Raw genomic sequence first — 15,984 nt, forward strand, 5'->3', positions numbered from 1 at the left:
CGGGAACTCGCCGCCGGCGAGCGCGAGCGCGCGCACGTCGTCGCGGCGGCGACCGGCGAGCAGCGCCGGCAGCAGCCGGTCGGCGAGCGCCTGCCGGCCGCGCCAGTCCGGCAGGAAAGGTTCGTCGTCGTCGAGCTCCTCGTCGCCGCCGGGCAGCGTCAGCCCGAGGCGCTCGCGCAGCAGGAAGCGGCTCGGGTTGCGGAAGAAGCGGATCAGCCGGTCGAGGCCGACGTCGCGCCATTCGGCACCGGGCGCGGGCAGCGGAGCCGAAAAGAACGGCAGCTGCATGCCGTCGTCGGGCTGGTCGCAATCGTCGGCCTCGTCGGCGGACGGGAGCGCGAGCGCGTCGTCGACGCCCGCGTGGCACGCGGACGCCCCGAGCCGCGCCCCGCCGGCGACGTTCGCGCGGTGCCGCAAGGCCTCGCAGTACTCGGCGTTGAAGCTCGCAAGCCGCGGATCCTGCCCCGGCTCGGCGAGGAAGTAGTGGCGCGAGAACGCCTGCAGCGGGTGGATCACGGTGAGCCGCCGGCGCGCCGCGGCGAGCGACGCCGGGTTGCGCGGATCGGCGGCGGTCGCGCGCGCGGCGTAGTCGAGCAGCTCGTCGACGAGCACCGACGGCGGCTTCTCGCTGTTGTCGCGCGTGCTGCGGCCGGCGTAGGACAGGTGCAGGCGCTCGCGCGCGGCGAGCAGCAGGTCGAGGAACAGGTTGCGTTCGTCGTCGCGGCGCTGGCGGTCGCCGCGCGCGGGATGCCTCGCCATCAGGTCGAACTCGACCGGCCGCTCGACGCCCGGGAACGCGCCGTCGTCGAGGCCGATCGCGCAGACGACGCGGTACGGCAGGGCGCGCAGCGTCGTCATCGCGGAGAAGGTCACCGCGCCGCCGGGCACGCCGCCGCGCGCCGGATCGTCGAGCACGTCGGTCAGCGCACGATGCACGAGCGCGAGCGGCAGCGGGATGCGCACGCCGCCGGCGGCGATGTTCGCGTGCAGTTCGGCGATCGCCGCGCGCACCGCGCGCAAGTCGTCGGCCCATTCCGCGGTCGGCGGAATCAGGCGGTCGAGCAGCTCGACGAGCAGTGCGCGCCAGCCGTCGGCGTCATGCGTCCGCGACGCGGCCGCTTCGAGCCACTGCAGCAGGTCGACATAGCGCGCCAGCCGACCGAGCGTCTGCGCGTCGCCGCCTTCCGGGTTGGCGGCGCCGATGCGCCCGCCGAACAGCACGCCGCCGACGCCTGCGCCGTCGTCTTCCTCGGCCCCGTCGTCGCCGTCGCCGAGCGCGTACGCGAGGAACAGGCGATGCAGGCCGTCGGCGAGGCTGTGGCGTTCGAGCGCCGGCAGGCCGAGGCGTCCGCGCTGCGCCGCGTCGAGGCCCCAGCGCACACCGGCTTCGCGCAGCCAGTCGTGCACCTGTTCAAGATCGGCGCCGTCGAGGCCGAAGCGCTGCGCGACCGGCGCGAGCTGCAGCAGCTCGAACACGCGGCTCGCGGGAAAGCGGCCGGCGGCGAGCGCGAGCGCGACGGCGAGCACGCGCGCGACCGGATTCGTGCGCGTGTGGCCGAGGCCGGTGATCGTCCACGGGATGCGGCGCGCCGGCGGCGCGGTGCCGAACACCGCTTCGATCAGCGGCGCGGCCGCTTCGAGGTCGGGCGTGACGACGAGGATCTCGTCGGGGCGCGGCGCGTCGGGCGCGGCGAAGAGCGCGAGCAGCCGGTCCTGCAGCACTTCGAGCTCGCGCGTCAGCGAATGGCAGACATGCACTTCGACGCTGCGGTCGTCGTCGGCGAGCGCGACGCTGCCGGGCTCCGGATCGACGAGGTCGAGCACCGCGTTCTGCAGCCGCGCGAGCAGGGTGTCGCCTGCCGCCGGCACGAACAGGCTGTCGTCGACTTCGGCCGCGCCGTCGCCTTCGAACAGCAGATCGACGTGCGACTGCGTCTGCCGGCCCCACGCCGCGAGCAGCCGGTTGCCGGTCTCGAAATAGAGGTCCTGCTGCCGCCCGACGAGCCACGCGAGCCGCCGCGGCTCGACGATCTCGAACCAGTATTCGCGGCACGGATTCAGCACGTAGAGCCGCACCTCGACCCACGCGGCGAGCGCGCGCAGCACGTCGCGGTACAGCGGCGGCATCGCCGGCAGGCAGAACACATGCACGCTCGCCGGGAGCTGCGGCAACGCGCCGGGCAGCGCGACGCCGGCATCCTCGATCGCGCGGAAGAAGGTCGCCGCGGGATGTTCGCTGCGCGCGCCGAGCTCGGCGGTGAGCCGCCGCCACAGCTCGGCCTGCCAGGCTTCGTCGGCGCGCGCATCGTCGGCGAGTCCGGCGACGGGGCGCCCGGCGGACCACTCGGCGAGCCAGCGCGGGCGGTAGGTCAGATAATGGTCGAGGACGCGTGCGGCGCGCGTCGCGAGGTCGAAGCGCATCGGCGCGTCGGCGCCGGCGAGGTAGCGCGCGAGCCGCGGGTGGCCTGACGTCCAGCCGCCTTCAGCCTGCTCGCCGCGCTCGCCGAACAGCCCGAAGATGCGCCACGCGAGTTGCGCCGGCGCGAACGGCGACGCTTCGTCGACGGCGATGACCTTGCCGATCTGGCTCCACAGCCACTGCGCGAGGTACGAGAAGCGCAGGTTCGCCGCAACGCCTTCTCGGTCGGCGACCGCGAGCTCGACGCTGCGCCGCAGCGCCGCGCTCGGCACGACGATCTCGCGCTGGCCGAACGGCCCCGGCTGCTCGTCGGCGAGGCGCGCGAGCAGCGTTTCGAGCAGCACTTCGTAGCGGTTCGAGAAGGCGAGCGAGAGCATCAGGAGGGTTCGCGAAACAGGCCGCCATGTTACCCGTTCCCGCCGGGCCGTTCGTCCGCAGGCGCTCGCCCGTCAAAGGCCTCGACGCGGATTGAACGGCAGCTCGCGCGCCATCCGTTCGTAGACCTGCCGCGCCGCATCCGTATCCGCGGGCGGCAGCACGATTTCGAGCACGAGGTAGAGGTCGCCCGCTTCGGCCGCGGGGATGCCGCGCCCCTTCAGGCGCAGCTTGCGGCCGTTCTGCGAGCCGGCCGGCACGCGCACCGACACCGGGCCGACCGGCGTCGGCACTTCGATCGTCGCACCCAGCGCCGCTTCCCACGGCGCGATCGGCACGGTCTCGTGGATGTCGCGGCCGTCGACGCGGTAGCGCGGATGCGGGCGGAAATGCACTTCGAGGTACAGGTCGCCCGCCGGCGCACCGCCCGCGCCCGGCATCCCCTGCCCGGCGAGCCGGATCCGCTGGCCATCGCGTACGCCTTTCGGGATGCGGACCTGCAGCGTGCGCTCGTGCGTCCCGACGTGGCCGTGGCTGTCGACCTGCGGCGCGCGCAGCATGATCTCGCGCGTCGCGCCGTGGAACGCGTCGTCGAGGTCGATGACGACTTTCGCGTGGTGATCCTCGCCGCGCGTGCGGAAATGCCCGCCGCGGCCATGGCCCATCTGCCCGAACAGACTGGAGAAGAAATCGCTGAAGTCGCCGGCCTCGCCGCCGCGGGTGAATTCGAAACCCGCGTCCCAGTTCGGCGGCGGCCGGAAATCCTGCCCCGCGTGGAAGCCGCGCCCGAGCTGGTCGTACGCCGCGCGCCGCTCCGGGTCGGACAGCACGGCGTTGGCCTCGTTGACCTCCTTCATGCGCTGCTCGGCGTCCGCCGCCTTGTTGACGTCGGGGTGGTACTTGCGCGCGAGCTTGCGGTAGGCCCGCTTGATGTCGTCGGCCGACGCGTCGCGCGCGACGCCGAGCACCTCGTAGTAATCCCTGAATTCCATATCGTCGAATCTCCCGCTCCGCCCCGAACGCGAGGCCGGGATCCGCGAATCATGCCACTTTCAAGATAGGGCCGGCGGCGCGGGTTTGAAAGGCGACGGGCGGCCGGGTCCCGCGACAGGCGCCGCGCACAGGTTTGTATTTGCGCGCCGCTTCACTACCATGCGCCGATCCCGATTTCCCGCGAGCGGCCGGCGATGGCACGGATTCACCCCGAAGGATGGCGGCAGGTGCCGGCGAGCGGCGCGCTCGCGCGCGAACTCGAAACACTCGCGACGCTCGCCGCCGGCCTGCCCGACGATTACGCGGTCTATCACGGCGTGCATTGGACCCGCGTCGAGGGCGGGCACCGGCTCTTCGGTGAGATCGATTTCGTCGTCGTCGGGCCGACCGGCCGGCTGCTGCTGATCGAGCAGAAATCCGGCTTCCTCGACGAGACGCCGGAAGGCCTCGTGCGCTCCCCGGCGAACGCGAAAGAGACCGTCGGCGTGCAGATCGCCCGCAGCGCCGCGCAGTTGCGCGAACGGCTCGCCGCGTTCCTGGAGCGGCGCGACGCGGACGTCGACGCGCTTCTCTACTGCCCCGACTACCTTGTGCGCCAGCCGGGCAGCGCCGGCATCGACCCCTCGCGGATCGTCGACGCGACCAAGCGCGAACATCTGCCGACGATCGGGCAGAGCCTGCTGCGCGGCGACGCGCGCGACGCAGTCCTCCTCGACGGCGTCCACCGCTTCCTCGCCGACCGCTTCGAACTCGTCCCGGACGTCGGCGCCGTCGTCGGGCAGGCCGACGCGCTCTACACGCGGCTCGCCGGCGGCCTCGCGGAATGGGCGCGGCGCATCGAGGTGGAACCCTTCCGCCTGCGCGTCACCGGAACCGCCGGCAGCGGCAAGACGCAGCTCGCGCTGGCGGTGTTCCGCGACGCGCTCGCCGCCGGGCGCCGCCCGCTGTACGTCTGCTACAACCGCCCGCTCGCCGACCGCATCGCGCTGCTCGCGCCGGCCGGCGGCGAAGTCGCGACCTATCATCAGTTGTGCGACCGGATCGTGCGCGCCCGCAGCGAACGGCCCGATTTCGCGCAGCCGGACGCGTTCGCGCGCCTCGAAGCGGCGTTCCGCGAACTCGAACCCGGCGACGACTGGCGCTTCGACGAGTTGATCGTCGACGAAGGCCAGGACTTCCGCGAAGACTGGCGCGACGCGCTGCTGCGGCTGCTGCGACCGGCCGGGCGCGCGTGGTGGCTCGAAGACCCGATGCAGAATCTCTACGGCCGTGCGCCGGTCGCACTGCCGGGCTGGGTGCGCCTCACGAGCGGGCGCAACTACCGCAGCCCGTCGGAGATCGTCGCGGCGCTGAACCGGCTGCTGCCGCTGCCGAAACCGCTCGAAGCCGGCAGCCCGGTCAGCGGCGGCGACGTGGAAATGCTGGTCTGGAAGAACCCCGAGGAACTCGTCGAGCAGACCAAGCGCGCGATCACCCGCGCGATCGGACTCGGATTCCGGCGCGAGATGATCGCGACGCTGACGTTGCGCGGCCGCGAGCATTCGCGGTTCACCGGCTCCGCGCGGCTCGGCGCGCACCGGCTGAAAGCTTTCACCGGCCGCTACGACCTGCTCGGCAACGCGGAATATTCGGACGGCGACGTGCTGATCGACTCGGTCTACCGCTTCAAGGGGCAGTCCGCGCCGTGCGTGATCTTTACCGAGATCGACTTCGACGCGCTCGACGAGCTGACCGTGCGCAAGCTCTTCGTCGGCGCGACGCGCGCGAGCGTGAAGCTGATCCTGGTGCTGTCGGAGCGGGCGGCGAAGCTGCTTTCACCGCCGCCCAACTGAAAGAGAGGCCGCCGTTCCGGCACGAGGCCGGTGCCGCGACGAACCGCACTTGGGGGCGCTGTGCGCTGCCGGCGGTCGCGAGGCTGCCGCCACCGCGAGCCCCGTCAAGCGCGGCTCAGCCTTTCGAGAACTTCCCGAGCAGCTGTTGCAGCTTCTCGGCCTTGCGGCGCTCGGCTTCCTCGGCGGCGCGCTGGGCCTTTTCCTGTTCGAGCGCGGCCTTCTTGCGTTTCGCGACGTCGGCGAAGCGCTCCTTCAGCGTCTGCTTCGCATGCTCGCGCTGCTCGGCGGTGACTTCGCCGTCGATCTTGCCGTCGAGGTCGAAGCGCTCGGTCGCCTTCTCCATCGCCTTCAGGTAGCGCGTCGAAGCGGTGTGCTGGCGCATCGCGCTTCGGATCACCTTGCGGTCGACGTCGGGGAAGCGCGCGGCGATCGCCTTGTCGATGCGCAGCGCGAGCGGCCTGACTTCGCGGAAGGTCGGCGAGACTTCCTGCAGCTTCGCGAGCAGGCCGCGGGCGTCGATCTGCGACTTCTTCGCCGCGGGGGTCCCGGCGGTCTGCTCGTTCGCGGCCGGCTCGCCTCCCGTCTGGGCGGCGGCGTCGGCTTGCTGCGCCTTCGGTTCGACTGTCGGATCTTGCGCGGCGGCCAGGGGCGCCGGTTGCTCGGGCTGTGCCGCGGAACGGGTTTCGGTAGTCATTGCGGGAAGAGTGTGCTTCGGCTGCGATCGAAAGCGCGCATGATCGCACGAAATGCGCGCAGATAGCCGTCGGTTGCCGGCGGCTATCCGGGATCGAACGCAGCCCGGTTCAGGCCGGCGTCGGTGCAACCTCGATGGGCGCCTCCACGCCCAGGCGCACCGCGCAGAACTTGAACTCCGGGATCTTGCCGAACGGATCGAGCGCCGGCTGCGTCAGCAGGTTAGCGGCCGCTTCGACGTAGCAGAACGGCATGAACACTGAGCCGCGCTGCACGACGGTGTCGGCGCGGGCTTCCAGCGCGATCGCGCCGCGGCGGGTTTCGAGCCGCACGCGCGCGCCGGACACGAGGCCCAGCGCCGCGAGGTCGTCCGGATGCACCGAGCACCACGGCAGCGGTTCGAGCGCATCGAGCACGTCGGCGCGGCGCGTCATCGAGCCGGTGTGCCAGTGTTCGAGCACGCGGCCGGTGATCAGCACGAGCGGGTAATCCGCGTCGGGCAGCTCGGCGGCCGGCAGCGGCGCGACCGCGACGAAGCGCGCGCGGCCGTCGGGCGTCGGGAAGCGGTCCTCGAACAGCACCGGATACGACGGCCCGTCCTCGGTGAACTTCGGCGCGACGACCGCGCGCTCGGCTTGGAGCTGCGCCCACGTGATGCCGGCGTAACTCGGCAGCGCGCGGCGCAGTTCGTCGAAGATCTCGTGCGGTCCGGCGTAATTCCACGTCAAACCGAGGCGCTGCGCGACCTGCTGGATGATCCACCAGTCCGGCCGAGCGTCGCCGGGCAGCGGCAGCACCGGCTGCGAGAGCTGCACGAGACGGTCGGTGTTCGTGAAGCTGCCGGTCTTCTCCATCAGGCTCGACGCCGGCAGGATCACGTCGGCGAGCATCGCGGTCTCGGTGAGGAAAAGGTCCTGCACGACGAGGTGCTCGAGGCCGCCGAGCGCGGCGCGCGCGTGCGCGAGGTCGGGGTCGGACATCGCCGGGTTCTCGCCTTCGATGAACATGCCGCGGATGTCACCGGCGAGCGCCGCGTCCATGATCTCGACGACCGTCAGACCGGGCTTGTCGGCGAGTTTCGTTCCCCACAGCGCCTCGAACTTCGCACGCACGGTGGGGTCGGCGACGTGCTGGTAGTCCGGGAACATCATCGGGATCAGGCCCGCGTCGGATGCGCCCTGCACGTTGTTCTGCCCGCGCAGCGGGTGCAAGCCCGTGCCGCGGCGACCGATCTGGCCGGTCATCAGCGCGAGCGCGATCAGGCAGCGCGAGTTGTCGGTGCCGTGCACGTGCTGCGACACGCCCATGCCCCAGAAGATCATGCTGTTGGGGCCCTTCGCATAGAGACGGGCGACTTCGCGCGCGGTGGCGGCGGGAATGCCGGTGATCGCTTCGACGCGCTCCGGCGGGAACGCGAGCGCCGCATCGCGGAACGCGTCGAAGCCGCTCGTGCGCGCGGCGATGAAGGCGTCGTCGGTGAGCCCTTCCTCGATGATCACGCACGCGAGCGACAGCAGCAGCGTGACATCGGCGTCGGGGCGGAACTGCAGGAAGCGGTAGGCGTGGCGCGCGAGCGGCGTCGCGCGCGGGTCCATCAGCACGAGCTTCGCGCCACGCTCGGCCGCATTCTTCATGAACGCCGCGGCGACCGGATGGTTCGACGCCGGGTTCGCGCCGATCACGACGATGACGTCGGCGACCTCGACGTCGCGCACCGGGTTCGACACCGCGCCCGACCCGATGCCTTCGAGGAGTGCCGCGACCGACGACGCGTGGCACAGCCGCGTGCAGTGGTCGACGTTGTGCGTGCCGAAGCCCGCGCGGACGAGCTTCTGGAAGAGGTAAGCCTCCTCGTTGCTGCCTTTCGCCGAGCCGAAGCCGGCGAGCGCGTGCGGACCGTGCTGCGCCTTGACGCGCGCGAGCCCGGCCGCGGCGAAGTCCAACGCCTCGTCCCAAGTCGCCTCGCGGAACGCCGCGAGCGGATTCGACGGGTCGAGGTCGACGGCTTTCGGGATGCCCGGCTTGCGGATCAGCGGCTTCGTCAGACGGTGCCGGTGCTGCGGATAGCCGAAGCCGTAGCGCCCCTTGACGCACAGCCGCCCGGCGTTCGCCGGTCCGTCGCGGCCTTCGACGTGGATGATCTTCGCCGCCGCGCCGTCGCCGGCGACCTGGTACGCGACCTGACAGCCGACGCCGCAGTACGGGCACAGCGACTCGATCGGGCGCAGGCCGGAGGCGGCCACGGGGCTCGGCTCGCTTTCGGTTGCCGCGCCTCTCCCGACTTCGACCGGCGTCCCGGCCGTCTCGCCCGGCACCGCTTCGGCAGCGTAGAAATCCGCGAGCGCCGCCGGCAGCAGCGCGCCGGTCGGGCAGGCCTGCACGCACTCGCCGCAGCCGACGCAGGTCGACGTCCCCATCGGGTCCGCGAAGTCGAACACGATCGCGGTGTCGGCGCCGCGGCGCGCGAGGCCGATGACGTCGTTCACCTGCTCCTCGCGGCACGCGCGTACGCAGCGCGTGCACTGGATGCACGCGGCGAGGTTCACCGCGATGCCGGGGTGGCTGCGGTCGGGCGCGGGGTTGTCGCGGGGCGCGAAGCGGGATTTCGCGATGCCGAGTTCGTCGCACCAGTGCGCGAGCTCGGAGTCGGGCTTCTCGGCGTCGGACGGGACATCCGCGCGCACCAGTTCCAGCACCATGCGCTGCGACGCGCGCGCGCGTTCGCTCTCGGCCTTCACCTTCATGCCCGGTTTCGGCGCGCGACAGCACGACGGCGCGAGCACGCGCTCGCCGTCGATCTCGACGACGCACGCCCGGCAGTTGCCGTCGGCGCGCATGCCCTCGGTGTAACAGAGGTGCGGGATGTCGACGCCGGCACGTTGCGCGGCTTGCAGGATCGACTCGCCGGGGACGGCCGGAATTTCGCGGCCGTCGAGCTCGAAGCGGATCAGGTCGGCGGCGTTCATGCGGTTTGCTCCTTCACGGCGGACTCGGTCGTCGGCGCGCCGACTTCATGCGCAAAAAAGCGCAGCACCGATTGCATCGGGTTCGGCGCGGCCTGGCCGAGGCCGCAGATCGACGCGTCCATCATCGTCTTTCCGAGTTCGCTCAGCAGTCCGGCGTTCCACTCCGGCGCTTTCATCAACTCGACCGCCTTTGCGGTGCCGACGCGGCACGGCGTGCATTGGCCGCAGGATTCGTGCGCGAAGAACGCCATCGCGTTCTCGGCGAGCACGCGTGCGCGGTCGTGCTGCGAGAACACGACGATCGCCGCCGAGCCGATGAAGCAGCCGTGCGGCGCGAGCGTGTCGAAGTCGAGCGGCACGTCGGCAAGGCTTGCAGGCAAGATGCCGCCCGACGCGCCGCCGGGGAAATAGCCGTACAGCTCGTGGCCGGGCAGCATGCCGCCGCAGTGCTCAATGATGAGTTCGCGCAGCGTGATGCCCGCGTCGGTGACGACGACGCCGGGCTTCGCGACGCGGCCGCTGACCGAGAAGCTGCGCAAGCCCTTGCGGCCGTTGCGCCCGAAGCTCGCGAACCAGTCGGCGCCGCGCTCGATGATGTCCCGCACCCACCACAGCGTCTCGAGGTTGTGCTCGAGCGTCGGCCGCCCGAAGAGACCGACTTCGGCGACGTAGGGCGGGCGCAGCCGCGGCATCCCGCGCTTGCCTTCGATCGACTCGATCATCGCCGATTCCTCGCCGCACACGTACGCGCCGGCGCCACGGCGCAGCTCGAACGGCGGCACGTCCGGCCATTCGGCGCGCACGCGGTCGAGCTCCTCGGCGAGGAGGCGCCGCAGCGCCGGGTATTCGTCGCGGATGTAGATCCAGATGCCAGCAACGCCGACGACGCGCGCCGCGATCAGCATGCCTTCGATGAAGCGGTGCGGGTCGGTCGCGAGGTAGTGCCGGTCCTTGAACGTGCCGGGCTCGCCTTCGTCGATATTGACCGCCATGTTGCGCGGCGCCGGCTGCGCGGCGACGGTGCGCCATTTGCGCGCCGCCGGGAAGCCCGCGCCGCCGAGGCCGCGCAGGCCCGCAGCGTCGAGCGCGGCGACGATAGCCTCGGGGTCGCGCTCGCCGCTCCTCACCGCTTCCCACAGCCGGTAGCCGCCCGCCGCGCGGTACGCGTCGAAGCGGATCGCGTCCGGCAGCGCCTCGTCACGCTCACCGCTGGCGACGACGGCCACGACTTTGTCGACGTCGGCGTTCAGCACCGGCTTCTGGCCGACGACCGCGACGGGCGCGCTGTCGCAGCGGCCGACGCACGGCACGCGCTGCACCCGCACGTCGGCACCGAGCCGGCCCGCGAGCGACGCCGCGAGTTCGGCGCCGCCCGCGATCGCACAGCCCAGCGAGTCGCAGACGCGCACCGTCAGCGCGGGCGGCGCTTCACCGCCGGTCGGCACGAAGTCGAAATGGTGGTAGAAGGTCGCGACTTCGAACACTTCGGCGCGCGCGAGCTTCAGCGCTTCGGCGAGCGCGGCGAGGTGGTCCGCGTGCAGCGCGCCCTGCGCGTCCTGCAGGCGGTGCAGGTATTCGATCAGCCGGTCGGCGCGCGGCGCGCTGCCGGCTTCGAGGTCCGCGGCGAGCGCCGCGGCGGCAGCCGCATGGGCCGATTCGGGGAGCGGTGCGCGCACGCGGCCGCGGTCGGGATTTCTTCGCATAGTGGGATTCCCGCGAAAAGAGGGCCGCGAGCACAGACCGCGGCGATGGAGCTGAACGATAGTGCGGACCGCGGCGTGCGCAAAGCGGAATCTGCCGAAGGTCCGTTCGCTTTTTCCGAACGTCACCCGCGCCGGTTCGACGACCCACGGCGCCAGCCGGACACTGCCCCGCCGCGCTCGGGCCGGAGACGATTCCTACGTGCCCGACGCGTAACCGGGCAGCGTGCGCGCCGCGGCGAGCAGCGCGTCGACGAGCGGTGAATTCGGCTCGCGCCGCAAGGTCACGAGGCCGGTCTCCCACGCGACCGAAGGCTTCACGAGCGGCAATGCGCGCAGGCCGTTCGGCGTGCCGACGAGTCCGAGCACGCTGCGCGGCAAAATCGTCGCCCAGCGCCCGGTGCGCACGTGCGCCAGCAGGCTCAGGATCGAGTTCGTCTCAAGGCTCACGTGCGGCGTGCATTCGAGGCCGTCGAACACGCGGTCGATCGTCTGGCGGTTCTGCATGTCGCGCGACAGCAGGCACAGCGGCCGGCGCGCGGCCGTCGCCCATTCGATCTCGTCGCCCGCGGCCGGCGCCGACTCGGCGGTAACGTAGACGAGCTTCTCGCGCCACAGCGAGGAATACTGCAGGTCCGCCGCGTCGGCCGACTGCGCATAGACGACCCCCGCGTCGAGTTCGAAGCCGCGCAGCCCCGTCAGGATCGCCTGCGTGCTCGCGGAGCGCACCTCGATCGCGACCGCCGGATGCGCGTCGGCGAACGCTCCCGTCAGCGACGCGACGACCGGCAGCGCGGTCGGGATCACGCCGATCCGCAACGGCCCGCGCAGCCCGTCGCGCAGCATCCCGAGCTCGTGCCGCAGATCGTCCGCCCCGACCGCGACGCGCTGGGCATGTGCGACGACGCACTCGCCCTCCGCGGTCAGCCCCGCGAAGCGCTGGCCGCGCACGACCAGCGCGACGCCGAGTTCGTCCTCGAGATCGCGGATCGCCGCCGACAGCGTCGACGGCGACACGTGACAGCTCGCCGCCGCCTTGGCGAAATGCCGTTCGCGCGCAAGGGCGAGGAGGTAGAGGTATTTGCGGGCGATCATGGCGGAAGATGCGACGGATGCGCAGCATGCGGGTTACGAACCACCGTACTGTACGCGCGCAGGGTTCGCAAAGAGATCGTTTGTGCAGACCGCGGCGTTCATCGCGCCCTTCCCCCCGACGCGCGATCGACGAAAAAAAGCCGGGGAGCCCCGGCTGATTCGTGTGTCGCGAAACGGGTTCCGCTTACTGCACGCGCACCTCGACGCGACGCGCCTCGGCGGCATCGCCACCGCCCAAAGTAACCGCCGGACGGCGCAGCAGCACGCGCTCGGCGGGCACCCCTGCCTCGAGCAGCGCCTCGCGCACCGACAGCGCGCGGTTCTTCGACACTTCGGCATTCACCGCGGCGCCACCGGTCTCGTCGTGGAAGCCCGACAGCAGCACCTTCTTCTCCGGCGCAGCCTCCACTGCGGCGACGACGGTCTCCAGGTCGGCGGACGCGTTCGCGGACATCGCGGTTTCTCCGACCCCGAAATAGAACTTCACCAGCGGCTCGCCGACCTCCGCGACTTCGGTGAATTCGGCCGCCGGCGTTGCCGCGATCGGCTCCGCATTGGCCGCGCCCAGCTTCCAGGTTGCAATTCCGATGACCAGCGCGATCACAAGCGCTATGACGCCGAAGAGTACACCGATGACGACGTTGAGTTCGCCGTCTTCCTGATCGAACATGTCCCGAGCTCCAGTCATGAGGTTGTCCCGCGCACGCGGGGTCGGGCGAGAGTTTAGCCCAATCCCGTTCGCCTTTTGTCCGGATGCATGGAACGGGCACATAGCGGGCAAGCCGGAGGAAAACAAGGTCTGCCACCCCAGTGTGGCCGCGGTTGCTGCGGTTGCCCTCCCCCGCACCGCCCTTCATGAGCGCCGGTTTTCCGTGCTATGGTCGCTCGGGAATATTTCCTCAAATTCTTTGCCTTACGGAGCACGCCGATGACCGATCCGTACCTGTCAGCGACCGCACTGATCGACAGCGACCACCCCGAAGTCCTTGCCTTCGCGCAAAAGCACTGTCGCGGCAACGACGTCCGCGAGCGCGCGGTGTCCCTGTACTACGCCGTCCGCGACGGCTTCCGCTACGATCCCTATCGCATCGACCTGTCGGAAACCGGGATGAAGGCGAGCAGCGTCATTGCCACCGGCGCGGGCTGGTGCGTGCCGAAAGCGACGCTGTTGGCCGCCGCTTGCCGCGCAGTGGGCATTGCGGCGCGCCCCGGTTACGCCGACGTGCGCAACCACCTCAGCACCGAACGCATGCGTCAGACCTTCGGATCGGATCTGTACCGCTGGCACGGCTACACCGAAATCCTCATCGACGGCGCCTGGCACAAGGCCACGCCCGCCTTCAACCTCGCCCTGTGCGAGCGCTTCGGCTTGCTGCCGCTGGAATTCGACGGTCGCAGCGACTCGATCTATCACGCCTTCGACCGCAGCGGGAATCAGCACATGGAATACGTGCACCAGCGCGGGCACTACCCCGACGTGCCGCTGCCGCAGCTCGCCGCGGATTTCCGCACGCATTACCCGGTGTGGCTCGAACAGGCCGAACAGCTGAGGGCGGAGGATTTCCTCGCGGACGTGGAAAGGGAAAACCAGCCTGCGTAGCGTCGTTTTAAGGGAACGGGGGGGGTTCCGACCGAGAGAACACGTCGAGCGCAATTCGACTCTGCTCCCGATTTTCTACTCGCGGCCGGGGGGCGCAGGGATTCTGAAAACGGCATTTAACCCCGCTTTCCCCGACGACGCTTGAAGGGCAATTGGCGCGCGACCCCGTTTTCGCCCCCGGTCACGCCCGGTTTTCGGAACCCGTTTTTGCGTCGAACGCCAGGTCGCCCGCCACGTCGACGATCGCCCGCAGCATCGGCGCCACGAATGGATTGTGCCCCGCGCTCGCGACGATATGCAGCCGGGCGTGCGGCACCGCGCGATGCAGGCGGCGGGCATTGTCGACGCGGCAGACGAGGTCGTCGGCGCCGTGAAGGATCGCAACCGGCAGGGTGTCGAGCGTCGCGGCGAGTTCGAGGACGCGCGGCTCGCCGAGGAAACACTGCCGGCGCAGGTAATGCGCCTGGACCCGGTATTTCGCGAGGAGCGCCGCCTGCGCGTCCGGGTCCGGAAACGGCGGCAACGGGACCGGGGAGCCGCCGTCGAGCGTTGCCTCCCATTGCATCCAGCGGCGCACCGCTTCGGCTGCGACCCTCTCGTCGTCTCCGAGCACGGCGTGGAACAGGCGATCCGCGAGCGCGCGATCGTGGCCGCCGGGCACGTGCCGGTCGAATGCCTGCCACGCTTGCGGGAACAGGCCGGCGGCGCCGCCGAAGAACCAGTCGAGATCCGCAGGACCGGTCAGGAAGATGCCGCGCAGGATCGCGCCGACACACGCTTCCCGGTGCGTCGCGGCGTACGCGACGGCGAGCGCGGCGCCCCATGAGCCACCGGTGACGAGCCAGCGCGCGACGCCGAGATGGCATCGCAGCCGCTCGATGTCGGCGACCAGATCGGCGGTCGTGTTGTGCGCGCGTTCCCCGCGCGGCGTACTGCGTCCGCAGCCGCGCTGGTCGAAGAGCACGATGCAAAAGCGCGCGGGGTCGAACAGCTGCCGCATGCGCGGCGAACACCCGCTGCCGGGGCCGCCGTGCAGCACGACCAGCGGCCGGCCCTGCGGATTGCCGCACTGCTCGAAGTAGATGGCATGGCCGTCGCCGACAGGGAGCCAGCCGCGTCGCCAGGGTTCGATCGACGGGAATGGCGGCGAGGGCGTGCGAGCGGACTGAGGAATGGCCGGCATGCGCAGGATCCTAGCGCAATCCCCGCGCCAGCGGCCGTCGGCGGCGGAGTGCAGAAGCGCCGGCCCGTATCTCATGCAAATCGCTAGGCGAAATTCGCCGCCTTTGCGATCTGCGTCGGGGAGCGCGCAGGGCATCCTGTCTTCCAGACCGGCAAGACGCCGCGGTCGCTTCGCAAGGAGGCAGGAGGTGAAGATCAGGGTGCTCGGCTCGGCGGCGGGAGGCGGATTCCCGCAGTGGAACTGCAACTGCCGCAATTGTGACGGACTGCGGCGCGGAACCGTGCGCGCGCAGGCGCGGACGCAGTCGTCGATCGCGGTCAGCGGCGACGACGAGAACTGGGTGCTGTTCAACGCATCGCCCGACGTGCTGCAGCAGATCCGCAGCTTTCCCGCGTTGCAGCCGGCTCGCGCGCTGCGCGACACGGCGATCCGCGCGATCGTGCTGATCGACGCGCAGATCGACCACACGACGGGGCTCCTGATGCTGCGCGAGCACCGCTCGCCGCACCCGCTGTGGTGCACGGTCGAGGTGCGGGACGACCTGTCGGCCGGCAACCCGCTTTTCGGCGTGCTCGGTCATTACTGCGGCATCGACTGGCGCGAGGTGCCGCTCGGGGGACGATTCGACATCGACGGCGCCGCGGGCCTCGCGTTCGAGGCGCTGCCGCTGACGAGCAACGCCCCGCCGTACTCGCCCCATCGCGACCAGCCCCGTCCAGGCGACAACATCGGCGTGACGCTCGTCGATGCGAAGAGCGGCCGGAAGGCGTTCTACGCGCCGGGCCTCGGCGAGATGGAGAAGCACGTCTGGACGGCGATGCAGGCGGCCGATTGCGTGCTCGTCGACGGCACCTTGTGGACCGACGACGAGATGATCCGGCTCGGCGCGGCGCAGAAGACCTCGCGCGCGATGGGGCACCTGCCGCAGTCCGGCCCGGGCGGGATGATCGAATGGCTCGACCGCCTGCCCGCGACGACGCGCAAGGTGCTGATCCACATCAACAACACGAACCCGATCCTCGACGAGGAAAGCCGCGAGCGTGCGGAACTCGCCGCGCACGGCATCGAGGTCGCGTACGACGGCATGGAGCTGTCGTTCTGAACACGCGCCCCGCCAAGGTCCGGTTC

Annotated in this window: 11 protein-coding genes; 3 read left to right on the forward strand and 8 right to left on the reverse strand. The window is 70.9% G+C overall.

The window, feature by feature from the left end:
• Both recC and V6M37_RS07735 read right to left on the reverse strand, forming a co-directional pair.
• Positions 1-2,796 (reverse strand): exodeoxyribonuclease V subunit gamma (gene recC / locus V6M37_RS07730; RefSeq protein WP_332672033.1); only part of this gene is annotated, 2,796 nt, incomplete at its 3' end.
• 72 nt (positions 2,797-2,868) lie between these two features.
• The gene (locus V6M37_RS07735) at positions 2,869-3,786 is read right to left on the reverse strand and encodes a DnaJ C-terminal domain-containing protein (protein ID WP_332672035.1); all 918 of its coding nucleotides are present in this window, start codon (positions 3,784-3,786) and stop codon (positions 2,869-2,871) included.
• Positions 3,787-3,981: 195 nt separating this feature from the next.
• Here V6M37_RS07735 and V6M37_RS07740 point away from each other — a divergent pair, with 195 nt between their 5' ends.
• Positions 3,982-5,619 carry an ATP-binding domain-containing protein gene (locus tag V6M37_RS07740; RefSeq protein ID WP_332672037.1) on the forward strand — a complete coding sequence of 546 codons (1,638 nt, stop codon included), beginning with the start codon at positions 3,982-3,984 and terminating at the stop codon, positions 5,617-5,619.
• 115 nt (positions 5,620-5,734) lie between these two features.
• On the opposite strand, the gene V6M37_RS07745 is transcribed toward V6M37_RS07740, so the two are convergent.
• The 5 genes from V6M37_RS07745 to V6M37_RS07765 all read right to left on the reverse strand — a co-directional run bounded on the left by V6M37_RS07745 (position 5,735) and on the right by V6M37_RS07765 (position 12,743).
• Positions 5,735-6,313, reverse strand: a complete 579-nt coding sequence (locus tag V6M37_RS07745; protein WP_332672039.1) for a ProQ/FINO family protein — start codon at positions 6,311-6,313, stop codon at positions 5,735-5,737.
• A 109-nt stretch (positions 6,314-6,422) separates the two neighbouring features.
• Positions 6,423-9,278, reverse strand: coding sequence for a formate dehydrogenase subunit alpha (gene fdhF / locus V6M37_RS07750; protein WP_332672041.1), 2,856 nt, complete (start codon positions 9,276-9,278; stop codon positions 6,423-6,425).
• A complete protein-coding gene (locus tag V6M37_RS07755) occupies positions 9,275-10,981 on the reverse strand; it encodes an NAD(P)H-dependent oxidoreductase subunit E (protein ID WP_332672043.1) in 1,707 nt (568 codons plus the stop codon). Before V6M37_RS07755 ends, fdhF begins: the two co-directional genes overlap by 4 nt.
• A 195-nt stretch (positions 10,982-11,176) precedes the next feature.
• Entirely contained in the window at positions 11,177-12,073 is an 897-nt protein-coding gene (locus tag V6M37_RS07760; RefSeq protein ID WP_332672045.1) for a LysR family transcriptional regulator, read from the reverse strand.
• Positions 12,074-12,257: 184 nt separating this feature from the next.
• Positions 12,258-12,743 carry an OmpA family protein gene (locus V6M37_RS07765; protein WP_332672046.1) on the reverse strand — a complete coding sequence of 162 codons (486 nt, stop codon included), beginning with the start codon at positions 12,741-12,743 and terminating at the stop codon, positions 12,258-12,260.
• Between the two features lie 258 nt (positions 12,744-13,001).
• On the opposite strand from V6M37_RS07765, the gene V6M37_RS07770 reads away from it, so the two are divergent.
• Positions 13,002-13,673 (forward strand): transglutaminase-like domain-containing protein, encoded by a 672-nt coding sequence (locus tag V6M37_RS07770; protein WP_332672048.1) that lies wholly within the window; start codon positions 13,002-13,004, stop codon positions 13,671-13,673.
• A gap of 181 nt (positions 13,674-13,854) precedes the next feature.
• Here the strand turns inward: V6M37_RS07770 and pip are convergent, their stop codons facing one another.
• Positions 13,855-14,856 carry a prolyl aminopeptidase gene (gene pip, locus V6M37_RS07775; protein ID WP_332672050.1) on the reverse strand — a complete coding sequence of 334 codons (1,002 nt, stop codon included), beginning with the start codon at positions 14,854-14,856 and terminating at the stop codon, positions 13,855-13,857.
• A 187-nt stretch (positions 14,857-15,043) separates the two neighbouring features.
• Between pip and pqqB the strand changes: the two genes are divergently transcribed.
• Complete coding sequence (pqqB, locus tag V6M37_RS07780; RefSeq protein WP_332672052.1) at positions 15,044-15,958, forward strand: pyrroloquinoline quinone biosynthesis protein PqqB; 915 nt, start codon at positions 15,044-15,046, stop codon at positions 15,956-15,958.
• Positions 15,959-15,984: the final 26 nt, after the last annotated feature.

It is taken from the genome of Aromatoleum sp. (genome assembly GCF_036675785.1).
Classification (GTDB): domain Bacteria; phylum Pseudomonadota; class Gammaproteobacteria; order Burkholderiales; family Rhodocyclaceae; genus Aromatoleum.